This is a genomic window from Paenibacillus lycopersici (assembly GCF_010119935.1).
Lineage (GTDB): Bacteria > Bacillota > Bacilli > Paenibacillales > Paenibacillaceae > Paenibacillus_Z > Paenibacillus_Z lycopersici.
Window position 1 is genome coordinate 1,814,339 of the sequence record NZ_CP048209.1, and the last position, 12,634, is coordinate 1,826,972.

Sequence of the window (12,634 nt, forward strand, 5' to 3'; positions counted from 1 at the left end):
GAGCAAGAAATCCGTCCAAGCCCTTCATGCGCGGGTCTTGCATGAAAACCGCTCCCCGCGTCCATCTTAAGCGGGATGGAGGTGAGCGCAATGACGGGAAGAAACAGCAAGCCGAAGCGTAGAGGACCGGAATCGCATCCCGGCCGACTCGATCAATACGGCAGCAGGCTGGCCGAGGACAGCGGCACGAAACCGATGTCGCCGGATAACGGCAAGAGCTGCTAGCCGGCTCCAGCATGCCATAACCGCCATCAAGCATAACGTCGTCCGACGCGTCGGGCGGCGTTTTTGTGCTGTCTTCAAGTCCCACGCGTACATAGGGAAATGACAGCTGAACCCCCGAAGCAGGATTTCCCGAAGGCAGGTCGAAATCATTCATCGACACGAGAAATGCAAGCGAAGGTTTTGTCGTTAGGCAGCCTTTCGTGCGGAGCGGAAGCTTCGGCAGTTCGAATGAGAACGACTTTTGCGCGAAGCGCAGCGGGAATGCCCATCGAATCTGACGCACTGAAGCGGCGGCACGAACAGACGCATGGCCGACACTGTAAACCGGAGCGACTAACACTGGGGGGCATGCGAATCATGACAACAGAACCATCCGTACCCGTACGCATTATATTGGATACCGATATCGGACCGGATTGCGACGATGCCGGAGCGGCAGCGGTGCTGCATGCGTTGGAACGCAGCGGCGAAGCCGCGATCGCCGGCATGATGCACTGCACGTCGAGCAGATGGGGGGCGGGCTGCCTGGACGCGATCAACGCGTATTACGGCAGACCGGACATTCCCGTCGGTACCTTGAAGCGCGAAGGCTTCCTGAACGACGATGCCGGCTACGAGAAGTACAACAAGGGCGTTACGCTGAACTATCCGAACCGCTATAAGGAAGACGCCGCGCCGGATGCGGTCCGGCTGTACCGCGAGCTGCTGGCCGGGGGCGAGGATGCGGGAACGGTCATCGCGGCGATCGGCCCGCTGCCGAACCTGATGGATCTGCTGCAATCCGGGCCGGATGCGATCAGCCCGCTAAGCGGCGCCGAGCTGGTCGGGCGAAAAGTCAGCCGCTTGGTTGTCATGGGCGGCACGTTCCCGAGCGGGAAAGAATGGAACTTCGAGATGCATCCCGAATCCGCGGCGTACGTCGCCTCGCATTGGCCGACGCCGATTACGTTCACGGGCTTCGAGATCGGCTTGCCGATTATGACGGGCCGGCGGCTGTTCGCCGATCTGCCGGCGGAGCATCCCGTGCGGCAGAGCTATGCCTGGTACGTCGGCGAAGGGGAAGCGCGCCCGAGCTGGGATTTGACCGCGATTCTCTACGCGGTTCGCGGAGCAGGCCCGTACTGGGATACGGTGCAAGGCCGAATCGCGGTCGATCCGGCGACCGGAGCGAATGAGTGGCAGGACGACGAGCAAGGACCGCATGCTTATTTGCGCGCCATTGTGCCGTCCGAGCAGGTTGCCGAGGCGTTGGATGAGCTGATGGTGAAGTAGGCGGATCGAAGGCTGCGGATGAGCGCGTTGTTCATTCGCGGCTTTTTGTTTTCGCAGCGAACGCTAATCAATCCTGGTTTGGATCAGGTGGGCCGACAGTACTGAGACAGCGCTGAGACAGGCTTCACAAGGGGGAGAAGAGATGCAGGACTTGAACTTGAACTATTCCGAGGATAACGCAGCGTACCCGCTGTCTGGCGATTATTCCCTTCATAGAGCAGATCCGGCCGAGTGGGGCGTCTACTGTTCCGTTTATTACAACATGGCTTACAACGGCTTCTTCAAGGAAGAACGTTTCGACGCGCCGCACGGAAGCCGCTTCTGGATTCATCAAGGGGAGACGAGAATCGGCGGCGTCACGATGCTCCCGAACAAAATCTACTTGCTGTTCTTCGTGCCGCCATTCCGGGAGACGGCGCAGGTCATGAAGCTGCTCAGGGCGCAGCTTGAGCGTTGGTCGGACCGGACGCAGCGGATCAAAGCGTTCGAGATTTTGCCGGACCAGGCGGAGCTGTTCGCGCGGGCGGGGTTCTGGCCGGATGCGTTCCGATGCCGCTGGATGCAGCGGCCTGCGGACCGGTTCGACGTCAGCTGGGACGACCGGTTCGCGATCGAAAGTCCCGGGATCGAAGAAGACGGACTGGGCGGCAAGCGTTACGCGAAGCAGGAAGAGATCGCCGCATGCGACTATGCAAGCTTCGCCGGAGGAATCGACGCCGTCAGACGGAATCAACGCACGCTCGCGGACTACGCCCCCGACGATGCGAATTACACGAACGAGCGGCTGCTGCAAGGCTCGACGCTCGTGTACGATAAGCTGACCGGGACGCTGGCGGCGAACTGCCGTCTCTGCCTGCAGGACGGTCAAGCGGCCGTGTACCGGATCGGCGTTCTGCCCGCGTACAGAGGAATGGGCCTGGCCGGCAATATGCTGAAGCGTGCGCTGACCGTACTGCACGGGGCATATCCGCTGCTGAGGCTGTATGTCATGGAGGGAAACACGGCGGAGTCGGTGTACCTGGAGCTTGGTTTCGTCCCGGGCGTGCCCGAAATACAGACGATGTATATTCCGGCGGAGAATGAATAGCGCAGCGCCGACGAGAGCCCTTCCGTGCGAAGGGCTTTTTCGTTATTCGTATGGCTGCGGAATCACATTTCGTTAAAAAGTTGACAAGCATAGCGCCGCCGCATTCGACAAAGCCTAACGTTAAGCCTCAAGACGGCTAAAGGAGGACGAGAAGATGCAGCGGAAAAGGATCCTGCTGGCGACGAGCGTCGTCATATCGACATTATTAACCGGTTGTATGAATCATCAAGGCGATCAAACCGCACGCAATATGAACGCGAAAAGCAGCGCAAAAGAAGACATGCGCCTGTTATCCGACGACCGTACGGCAGCGGAGAACAAGGTCGCGAATCACATGAACGGGAAGCGGCTAACGGCGAACAGGACGATGGGGGATCGAATCTCCGGCCTCGAAGGCATTCACAAAGCGTACGTGTATGTCGATGGCGCCGATGCTTACGTTGCCTTATCGCTTCATCCGAAGGCGCAAGCAAACGCGAAGCGCGGCACCGCAGGGGACATGAACCATGGCGTCGGCGGTACGGCAGCTAACGGCGCGAAGATGAGCGAAATGAACGCGGCGTTGTCCAAAACGAAAAATACGTACGGCATGAACGGGACTTCCGGAACGAGCGGCAACTACGGGATGAACGGCATGTACTTCCCGGGCGGGCCGTACATGTACGGTCCGAAAGCCTCGAATACGATGAACGGCGCGGGGAACGGCCGGTCGCTGGACGGATCGACCCTTCGCCATCCGTACGGCATGACCCAGCTGTCCCAGCATACCGGTGAAGGGTTGATCCAGTACTCCCATGCGTTGACGGCGCGAAATAATACCCCTTCCATGAAAGCAGAGTCGACGAAGTCTTCCGCTTCTTCCGCGGACGGCCATGCAAGCAAGCTATTCGGTCTGGATCGGAAAGCCATCGCCGGCAGCTCCGTTCCCGCTGACATGAAACAGCGGATCACCAAGGAAATCAGGAGCCTCTCGCCGAATGTGAAGCGGGTCCATATATCGACCGACCCCGATTTTATGTATCATATGAAGGTTTACCGGGGCTACTTGAAGATCGATCATCGTTACATGCCGCAACCTTAATATGGATACTGCCCGAGGCGCCGGCCTCGGGTTTTTTTGCGTCCGACCGCCTCGATTCCTTACGCCGCTTCTTTCGTATCCGTAACGGGAATTTTTTGAACATGGCAACCCGGGTTATAGGGTACAATGCAAGTAGACTGGGTTAGCCGGGGAGTTCGGCCCGTCGGTCAGACGCCGATGCGGTCAGCGCTGAACCAGTCGACTTTCAAACGCCGGAGGATCGCATGGAGTTATTTCTCGTTGTACTTGTGCTGCTGCTGCTGCTAGCCGGTTCCCAGGTGCTGCAGCGGATGCTGCCCTTTATCCCGCTTCCCGTCATCCAGGTCGCCCTCGGAGGCGCGGTCGTCTACTTGCCGTGGCATATCCATGCCCATCTGGAGCCGGAGCTGTTCTTTATCCTGTTCATCGCGCCGCTGCTCTTCAACGACGGCAAGCGGACGCCCCGCGACGAGCTGTGGCGGCTGCGGCTGCCGATTCTGCTGCTGGCTGTCGGACTCGTGTTCCTCACCGTCATCGCGGGCGGTTATATCATCCACGCGATGATTCCCGTCATTCCGCTGGCGGCGGCGTTCGCGCTGGCGGCGATCCTCTCGCCGACGGATGCGGTCGCCGTGTCTGCCATCGCCTCGCGCGTGCATCTGCCGCAGAACATTCACCGCCTGCTGGAAGGCGAGTCGCTCATGAACGACGCCTCCGGCCTCGTGGCGTTCAAATTCGCGATCGCCGCTGCCGTCACGGGCACGTTCTCCCTCTGGACGGCCTCGTGGAGCTTCCTCGTCATTTCGCTCGGCGGCCTGCTGCTCGGCGCGCTGCTGGCGGTCGCGATCATATGGATACGCATGGCGCTGCGGCGATTCGGGATCGAGGACGCGTCGATCCACGTGCTGATTCAAATCGTGACGCCGTTCATTCTCTTCTATGTCGCGGAACACGCGGGCTTGTCCGGCATCCTTGCCGCGGTCGCAGGCGGGATCGTTCATGCGATCGAGCAGGACCGGTCCGGCTTCACGACGATCGAGCAGAAATTCGTCTCGGAAATCACATGGAACATCATTCTGTTCGTCATGAACGGGCTCGTGTTCGTGCTGCTCGGCTTGCAGATTCCGGACATTCTGCACAGCATCTTCAGCAATTTGGCCTATAACAATTACCGGGCCGTCGGCCTTGTGCTGCTTATCTACGTGCTGCTCATCGCGCTGCGTTTCTTGTGGCTGACCGTGTCGGAGCGGCTGACCACGCCGATCGGAACCCGCAACGATTGGCGGGCGATCACCTTGACGTCACTCTCCGGCATCCGCGGCGCCATCACGCTTGCGGGCGCGTTCACGATACCGCTCGTGCTCGGCAGCGGAGCGCCTTTCCCGCAGCGGGACTTGATGATTTTCCTGGCGGCGGGCGTCATCCTGGTCTCGCTGCTGATTGCGAGCATCGCGCTTCCGCTGCTGGCCGGACAGCCGGACGAGGCGGAAGGCGGGCTGGCCGGACGCGACGCGGAGCTTCGCGTCCAGAAGGAAGCGATCAAGGCGGCGAGCCAAGCCGTGCGGCTGGCCATCGACGACACCAATGTTCATTCCGCGGCGATCGTCATCGCGGACAACGATCAGCGCCTGTCGGACATCAAACGTTCGGAATACGACAGGCTGTCGCGCAAAGCGCGCGACGAGGAGCTGTACCTGCGCAAGCTGGGCATCGCGGAAGAGCGGAAATGCGTGCAGCTGCTGCGCGAGCAGGGCGAGATCGGCGCCGAAGAAGCGACCGTGCTGGACAATATGTTCCGCAATATCGAGATCGCCGTCTCGAAGCGCCGGCATATTTTCTACCTGCTGCTCTATTCGCTCGTGAACCGGGTCATCTCGTTCTTCCGTCCTTCGGTACGGAAGGAGGACGGCTGGAAGGTGAAGAACCGCAAGGCGTACATCCGGATGCGGGCCACGACCGCCGCTTATGCGCTCCAGAAGCTGCAGAAGAACGAATCATGCGCCGACTCCTCCGTGAACCGGGTGTGCGGCCATTACCGGTATATGATCCATATGCTGAACAACAAGCTGACGGCTCCGAATCCGGACGATGTCGTGGAGGAGCAGGTTCAATCGCTGCGGATGCTGTCCATTCAAGCGGAGCGGGAGGCGCTGCAGCTCTTCTACCAGCAGGGCCACATCGGACGCCAGCAATTGAACAAGCTGCAATTCCAGGTCAGCATGCACGAAGCGGAAGTGCTGGACGTCAATTGGGGGAATTTCCTGCAGGCGTAGACGGCGTTGGAGCAGGCTGCCCGGTTACGGCCGAACCGCCTGCTCCCGGCCCGTCGGATCGAATGCCTGCATCCGGCGCCTGTCAGCAGGCGCCTTTTTCGTTAGACGTCCGCGCGGATCCTAGACCGCACCTTTCGCGGGATGCCGGGAATTGTGTCCAATTGATGTTTTTTCCCAATATTTCGCAACAAATGCCGTGCTTGCGGCGTTAAGACATATGGTAATCGTAAATCTCCGGCTGCCGGGTATTCCCGCGCATGCGGAGCAGATGAGAAAATAGAGGAGACAGAGCATGAAATCGTTGAAATGGTTGTTGGTCTTATCATTCTTATTACTGCCCTTCACGAACGCCGTAACGAGAGCCGATGCAGCGGGTATCGGGCAGGAACCATCTACGTCCGCAGCGGATACGGGGGCAGCATCCGGCGCAGACGCAGCGTCCGATACGGGCACAAGCACGGCGCCAGGCACAGACGCAACGCCAAGCACGGGTACATCGCCGGGCATTAGCGTCCCGGATACGACGCCGGGCAGCACTCCCGGCACTGACGTACCGGGAACCGGCACGCCAGTCACGGGAACGCCAGGTACGGGCACGGAAGCGTCTCCGGCGACGGACCGGCTGGATTTGACGATCGGCAGCACGACTATGCTGCACAACGGAACGACCTATCAATCCGCGCAGCCGGTAACGAGCATCAACGGCAGAACGTTCCTTCCGTTCAGCTCGATTGCCGCGCGCTACGGCTACAAAACGTCCTATAACGCCCTGACGAAGGAATCGTCCGCGACAAGCGACAAGCATACGCTGGTGTTCAAGATCGGCAGCGACGTCGCGACGCGGGACGGCGTGCAGACGAAGCTCGCCGGCGCAACGTTCATCCAACAGGGCTACCTGATGGTTCCGCTGCGTTCCTGGGGTGAAATGGCGGACAGCACGATCGCGGTCGTCGGCAAGCAAATTACGCTGAAATGGTCGACCGTCGTGCTGCCTCCGAAGCCGACGGCGGAATTCGAGGTTCAGCCTGGCGAAATCTACGCGATGCAAACGCCGGTCGTGTATATCGACCATTCGACGAATGCGACGGGCATGCCGTTCGTGGACGAACAGTGGACCGGGCGCATGGACTTCTTCCCGGAGGCAGGCACCTACGTCATTACGCGGGAAGTGGAAGACAGCAACGGCGTATGGAGCGATCCGTTCAGCGTGACCGTAACGGTCAAGGCGCCGAACCTGCCGCCGGTCGCGGATTTTACGACGAATAAGACGGTCTACCGGATCGGCGAGAACGTTACGTATACGGATCTGAGCACCGACGACGAGAATTCCATCGTCCGCAGCACGTTTACAGGCAACGATATCGTGTTCTTCGAGCCCGGCGACAAGCTCGTCACGCTGGAAGTCGAGGATCGGCACGGCTTGACATCCACGGTATCGAAGATGATTACGGTATCGAACGAAGTGCTTTACACGAAGGACGAATATGCCAAGCTGTTTACGCCGCTAGGCGAAATTTTCGCGATTGACGGCGCGAGCGTGCTGCAGATCCCGGCTTATAAATACACGATCGCCTCGGAACCGTCGCAGATGGTGCGCAGCAACAGTCCGGAGACGCTTATCCAGGAAGGGATCGCGTATCGCGCTCAACTGTCGGGCCAAGTCCGGTTCATGTTCCATAACGTCAACAAGATCGGCTATCCGGTCTCGATTCATCTGTTCGCGACGAACATGGGCTATTCCGCCGCCCAAGTGACCAAGACCGCGATCGGCATGGGCGGACCGACGGCTTCGCCGGAGCTGGCCGGCAAGCTGGCTACGTCCCGCTATCTGTCGTCGTTCGCGAGCAAGCCGACGCCTGTCTTGACATCGATCGCTCCCGGGGAGACGAAGGAGATTCTGCCCGATATCGCCAAGGTGCCGCTGAAAGCGAACGAATCGTTCAGCTCATACGCGGACATTCTATCCAATAAAGAGCTGCTGTACACGGTCGTCGTCGTCGCCTCGAACAAAGACGCGCTTGCGGAGCTGCCGAACCTGCCGGTCATGGCCCGCGACGGGGTTCACGTCAGAGGCACGTTCTACAACGCCGACCGCTCCATCGACATTGAAGAGCGGCTGGGCGCTACTCCGCAGCGGATTCAGATCGGCGACCCGTCGATCGACAAAATCCTGGACGGCATCGACGAGATGACCGGAAACCTGGAGTACAACCGCGGCAATTTCGGCGTCTTGTACCGCATGCATCTGTCGCATGTCGCGCCGCATACGCTCATCTCGCTGAACGGGCGGGGCGGTCTGTATACGGGCGCGTTCCTCGTCAACGGGCAGCTCGTGACGGTCGCGAAGAATCAGGTGCTGCAGAACAATAACCAGGCCGGCGTGCTGTACCGCACCGGGGACAGCGAGGAAACGGTCGACATCGTGTTCACCGTCGCTTCGGGCAGCAACCTGCCGGTCGCGATGCTGTTCACGCCGCTGCCGGAGCTCCGCCAGTAGCATTGGCCATTTGCACGCCCTATACGAGCACGTCCGCAGCCGATCGATACGATCGGCTGCTTTTGCTTTGTTCACGCAATGATTTCGGGGGCTGTCGTCGATTGGCGGGGAACGCTGCTGATTTCGTGGATTGGTGAGAATCGCGATAGAGGATATCGGTGCGCCGCGAAGAACTCCTTACATGTACATCCGCGTACAAGGAGGCTCGAAGCGTCCGCGCGAACAAGGGAGGCGGGAATTCGAATGCGCGACGAACCATTGAAGACCGATATCGTTCGTCTTGCCGAACGGATCGCGGCCGACTATCTGGGCGAGCCGGCGATGTCCGCTTACCAGATCCTCGGCAAAGGCTTCGTCAATCAGGTGTGCGTCGTCGAGACGGCGCGCCGCAAAGTCGTCGTCCGCATGAACGGGAGCGGCGCCTATGCATGCTACAAGAAAGAACGATGGTGCATCGAACAGGCGGCCGCGGCCGGCATTCCAGGCCCCGAAGTGCTGTCCATCGGCATAGCGGCCGATACGGCGTACATGCTGCTGACGTTCGTGGAAGGCTGCAACGGGACTGACAGCCTGCATCCGCGGACAGAGATATGGCGGCAGCTCGGCGAATATGCCGGACGGATGCAGGCGATTCCGACGCAAGGCTATGGCGAAGAACTGGCTGATCCCGCGCTGGGCTTGTTCAGGTCGCCGCCGCATGCAGGGTCCGACGGCAGCTGGCTCGGGTACGTGCAGTACAACATCCGCAGTTTGACGGACGATGACCGGCTGCTCGCGCTCGGGGTCGTAACGCGCGCGGAATCGCAGCGTGCACGGCGCCTGTTCGAGCAAGTAAGCCGAACGGTGTTCGGCTTCGGGTTGAATCACGGCGATCTGTCGCTGAAGAATACGATCGTCGATCACGCGGGGCAAGTGATTTTGCTGGATTGGGGCAGCGCGGAGGCAGCCGTATCGCCGCATGGACAGCTCGTTCAAGTGATGCAGAGCCGGCTGCAGGGCGAGGGCCCGAATGCGGAAGAGTTCTCGGCGTTTCTGGATGGGTATGGCATACGTGAAGGAATCGCGGCGGAAGCGAAGCCGTTGCTGCTCCTGCGCGCATTCGACAAACTGCGCTGGGCGCTGGACCGAAGCCCGGATCTCGCCGATTCCTACGCGGCGTATGCCAGACAGGTCGTCGCCGAGGTGCTCGGCTAGCGGGAGGACCATTTGGCGAGGGCAAGCACGACAACGTCGCTTCCGGGCATGCTGTCTATGACGGAGCGACGATCTTAATCGTAAAGGACGGATGAAGATGAACGTGATCAGTTTCTTGGAAACGGTCGATGTCGATACCGGCGAACGGCAGACGCTGGCCGAGTTCGATTATTTGATCGAGGCGCCGAACTGGACGCGCGACGGGAAGCGGCTTATCTATAACAGCGGCGGCTTGCTGTACGCCTTCGATATCGCTTCCTGCGAATCGGCAGCGATCGATACCGGCAAAGCGAACCGGTGCAACAACGACCATGTGCTGTCGCCGGACAATGCGCGGATCGCGATCAGCGATCATTCCTGGCCGGACGGCGGCTCGCGCATATCCATCGTGCCGCTTGCCGGCGGGGAGCCGACGCTCGTAACGCAGCTGGCGCCGAGCTATCTGCACGGCTGGTCGCCGGACGGTTCGACGCTGGCGTACTGCGCGGAACGGAACGGCCAGTACGATATTTACGCCATTCCGGTCGAGGGCGGCGGCGAAACGCGGCTGACCGACACGCCGGGACTGGACGACGGACCCGAGTATTCGCCCGACGGCCGTCACATCTGGTTCAATTCGACCCGAAGCGGGCTCATGCAGGTATGGCGCATGAATGCGGACGGCAGCGAGCAGACGCAGATGACGTTCGGCGAGAGCAACAGCTGGTTCCCGCATGTATCGCCCGACGGCCGCACGGTTGCGCATATCGTCTATCGCAAGGGCGATGTCGAGCCGGGCGATCATCCGCCGAATAAGCATGTCGAGATCCGCCTGATGCCGAGCGAAGGCGGCGTGCCGCGGACGCTGGTGCAGCTCTTCGGGGGCCAGGGGACGATCAACGTCAATTCCTGGTCGCCCGACAGCAAGCGGCTTGCTTTCGTCAGCTATCGGTTGAAAGCGTAATAGTGATCGATATGCAGCAGAACGGGTAAGGAGGAAACAAGCCATGAAGATCTTAGTCGCGGGCGCAAGCGGGGTCATCGGCAGATCGCTTATCCCGCTGTTGATCGAAGCCGGCCATGAAGTGACGGGCCTGATCCGTAGCCCGGATCAGGCGGCCGCGCTGGAACGCGCGGGAGCACGCTCCGCGGTTGCGGACGTCTTCGGCCGGGAGGGCGTATTCGCGGCCGTTTGCGAATCGAAGCCGGATGCGGTCATCCATCAGCTGACCGCGCTCGGCGCGCGGAATTTCGCGGACAATGCGCGCATCCGCAGGGAAGGCACGCGCAATCTGGTCGACGCCGCGCGCGCGGCGGGCGTTCGGCGCATCATCGTGCAGAGCATCTCTTGGGTGTACGCGCCGGGCGGCGGACCGGCTGCGGAAGCGGAGCCGCTCGATCTCGAAGCGCCGGAGCCGCGCCGCTCTACGGTTGAAGCCGTCGCCGTGATGGAAGCGGCGGCGGCCGAATTGCCGTCGCATGTCATTCTGCGGTACGGCCTGCTCTACGGCGAAGGCACATGGTACGCCGCGGACGGCTGGATGGCCGAACAGGCGAGGGAGCGCCGGCTTCCGGCCACGGACGGCGTCAGCTCCTTCGTCCACGCCGAAGATGCCGCCCGCGCCGCCTTGCTCGCCCTGGACTGGCCGTCCGGCGTCTACAATATCGTCGACGACGAGCCGGCTTCCGGCACGGCATGGCTGCCCGCCTTCGCGGATGCGGTCGGCGCGCCTGCGCCGGAGGTTCAGACCGGCAGCGCCCGGGGCGAGCGGGGCGCGTTGAACGCCAAGGCCGTAAGGCAAGGCTGGGAGCCGCGGTACAGGTCGTGGCGGGAAGGCTTCCGCGCAGGATTGCAATAATGGGCAAGGCAAAGCAAGCCTCTCGGGCACGCGGCCATGGTGCCATGTTGGGGCTAGGATAAGGGCATCCTCGTTAAGGAGCTGATAGCAGTTGAACGTGCCGGATACTAGGAAGATGATTTCAGAAGCAATCGCGGTTGCCAAGCTTGCGGGATTGGACGGGATTGCGCCTGTCGAGCTGAGCCTTGGCGGCAACCTGATCGTTCATTTGGCCCCGCATCCCATCGTGGCGAGAATTGCCGTCGTCCGTTCCCGGGACGAGGCGGAAGACGCGCTCGCAAGCCTTGCGCAGGAACTGCGCATCGCAAGGCATCTCCACGACCGGAACGTCCCGGTATTATTGCCGTCCGACCGGATGGAAGCGAGCCTGTATGCGCTCGGCGATACGTGGATGAGCTGCTGGAACTATGTGCCGCCTACGGCACTGCCGCCGCTCTCGCCGGAGGACGCCGCTGCCCGCATCGATCAGCTGTCGCACGCCATGCGCGGCTATCGGGGAGAGCTTCCGCATCTCGGCGTCTGGGAGCGGACCGTTCGGTCGGCCGAGCGTTTGACGGGCAGCGCCGACCCGCGCGTGCAGGCGCTCCTGACGCGATTCGCGGATGTTGATCGGCAGATGCGCCGCGAGACCGAGCTGTTCCCATGCCATGGCGATGCGCATGCGGGCAACCTGCTTCCAAGTCCCGAAGGATGGATCTGGGCGGACTTCGAAGATGCCTCGCTGATGCCCGCATTCTGGGACAAGGCTTCGTTCGTCTGCAATCGGGCATTGTTCGGCGGCATGCAAGAGCCGGTTTTCAGCTATATCGTCAGCCGGCTGAACGACAGCGGCGAACGGGAAGCGTTCGCATTCGCGCTTACGGCCAGGGTGCTCATGTCCGTGCTCGGCAATCTCGATTTCGCCCTTGCGGGCAGCGGGGATTTGCCTTTTGCGATGAGCCAGCTGGAGCGGGCGGAAGCTTGTCTTGCGCAAGTGTCTCGTATGAATGAGGGGTAAACGGGTGGATTGTCATAGGCCGGGCGGCGGTTCGGTCACGACGAAGAAGAAAGCCGTACAACGCCAGGATCGTCCGGCTTGTACGGCTTCTTGATTGTTGAGATAATACGCTGCTTCGAGCAGGCTCGTGGCAAACTGCATCCTAGCGCACGAACAGCTCCTGTCGGCGCTTCGCCGGCGTGGCATGGATT

General features: G+C 61.0%; 10 protein-coding genes. All 10 read left to right on the forward strand.

All coding sequences use genetic code 11. The features are described from left to right. Positions 1–90: 90 nt before the first annotated feature. The 10 genes from GXP70_RS30045 to GXP70_RS07770 all read left to right on the forward strand — a co-directional run bounded on the left by GXP70_RS30045 (position 91) and on the right by GXP70_RS07770 (position 12,443). A complete protein-coding gene (locus GXP70_RS30045) occupies positions 91–225 on the forward strand; it encodes a hypothetical protein (RefSeq protein ID WP_263864105.1) in 135 nt (44 codons plus the stop codon). Between the two features lie 357 nt (positions 226–582). Next, positions 583–1,497, forward strand: coding sequence for a nucleoside hydrolase (locus GXP70_RS07730; protein WP_162355915.1), 915 nt, complete (start codon positions 583–585; stop codon positions 1,495–1,497). Between the two features lie 142 nt (positions 1,498–1,639). Further along, positions 1,640–2,584, forward strand: coding sequence for a GNAT family N-acetyltransferase (locus GXP70_RS07735; RefSeq protein ID WP_162355916.1), 945 nt, complete (start codon positions 1,640–1,642; stop codon positions 2,582–2,584). Between the two features lie 154 nt (positions 2,585–2,738). Then, the gene (locus GXP70_RS07740) at positions 2,739–3,665 is read left to right on the forward strand and encodes a hypothetical protein (protein ID WP_162355917.1); all 927 of its coding nucleotides are present in this window, start codon (positions 2,739–2,741) and stop codon (positions 3,663–3,665) included. A 224-nt stretch (positions 3,666–3,889) separates the two neighbouring features. Continuing rightward, on the forward strand, positions 3,890–5,917 hold the full coding sequence (locus GXP70_RS07745; RefSeq protein WP_162355918.1) for a Na+/H+ antiporter: 2,028 nt from the start codon (positions 3,890–3,892) through the stop codon (positions 5,915–5,917). Between the two features lie 292 nt (positions 5,918–6,209). Next, positions 6,210–8,414, forward strand: coding sequence for a copper amine oxidase N-terminal domain-containing protein (locus GXP70_RS07750; RefSeq protein ID WP_162355919.1), 2,205 nt, complete (start codon positions 6,210–6,212; stop codon positions 8,412–8,414). Between the two features lie 243 nt (positions 8,415–8,657). After that, positions 8,658–9,608, forward strand: coding sequence for a phosphotransferase family protein (locus GXP70_RS07755; RefSeq protein WP_162355920.1), 951 nt, complete (start codon positions 8,658–8,660; stop codon positions 9,606–9,608). Positions 9,609–9,705: 97 nt separating this feature from the next. Continuing rightward, a complete protein-coding gene (locus GXP70_RS07760; protein WP_225442714.1) occupies positions 9,706–10,551 on the forward strand; it encodes a TolB family protein in 846 nt (281 codons plus the stop codon). Between the two features lie 43 nt (positions 10,552–10,594). Beyond that, a complete protein-coding gene (locus tag GXP70_RS07765) occupies positions 10,595–11,446 on the forward strand; it encodes an NAD-dependent epimerase/dehydratase family protein (RefSeq protein ID WP_162355922.1) in 852 nt (283 codons plus the stop codon). Between the two features lie 115 nt (positions 11,447–11,561). Then, positions 11,562–12,443: a phosphotransferase gene (locus GXP70_RS07770; RefSeq protein ID WP_225442715.1), complete on the forward strand. Its 882-nt coding sequence runs from the start codon at positions 11,562–11,564 to the stop codon at positions 12,441–12,443. Positions 12,444–12,634 lie beyond the last annotated feature (191 nt).

Bases quoted from the DNA above. Each gene is read 5' to 3' on its own strand.
- GXP70_RS07745 (WP_162355918.1), top strand. From the start codon at position 3,890: ATGGAGTTATTTCTCGTTGTACTTGTGCTGCTGCTGCTGCTAGCCGGT.
- GXP70_RS07730 (WP_162355915.1), top strand. From the start codon at position 583: ATGACAACAGAACCATCCGTACCCGTACGCATTATATTGGATACCGAT.
- GXP70_RS30045 (WP_263864105.1), top strand. From the start codon at position 91: ATGACGGGAAGAAACAGCAAGCCGAAGCGTAGAGGACCGGAATCGCAT.
- GXP70_RS07740 (WP_162355917.1), top strand. From the start codon at position 2,739: ATGCAGCGGAAAAGGATCCTGCTGGCGACGAGCGTCGTCATATCGACA.
- GXP70_RS07750 (WP_162355919.1), top strand. From the start codon at position 6,210: ATGAAATCGTTGAAATGGTTGTTGGTCTTATCATTCTTATTACTGCCC.
- GXP70_RS07770 (WP_225442715.1), top strand. From the start codon at position 11,562: ATGATTTCAGAAGCAATCGCGGTTGCCAAGCTTGCGGGATTGGACGGG.
- GXP70_RS07755 (WP_162355920.1), top strand. From the start codon at position 8,658: ATGCGCGACGAACCATTGAAGACCGATATCGTTCGTCTTGCCGAACGG.
- GXP70_RS07765 (WP_162355922.1), top strand. From the start codon at position 10,595: ATGAAGATCTTAGTCGCGGGCGCAAGCGGGGTCATCGGCAGATCGCTT.
- GXP70_RS07760 (WP_225442714.1), top strand. From the start codon at position 9,706: ATGAACGTGATCAGTTTCTTGGAAACGGTCGATGTCGATACCGGCGAA.
- GXP70_RS07735 (WP_162355916.1), top strand. From the start codon at position 1,640: ATGCAGGACTTGAACTTGAACTATTCCGAGGATAACGCAGCGTACCCG.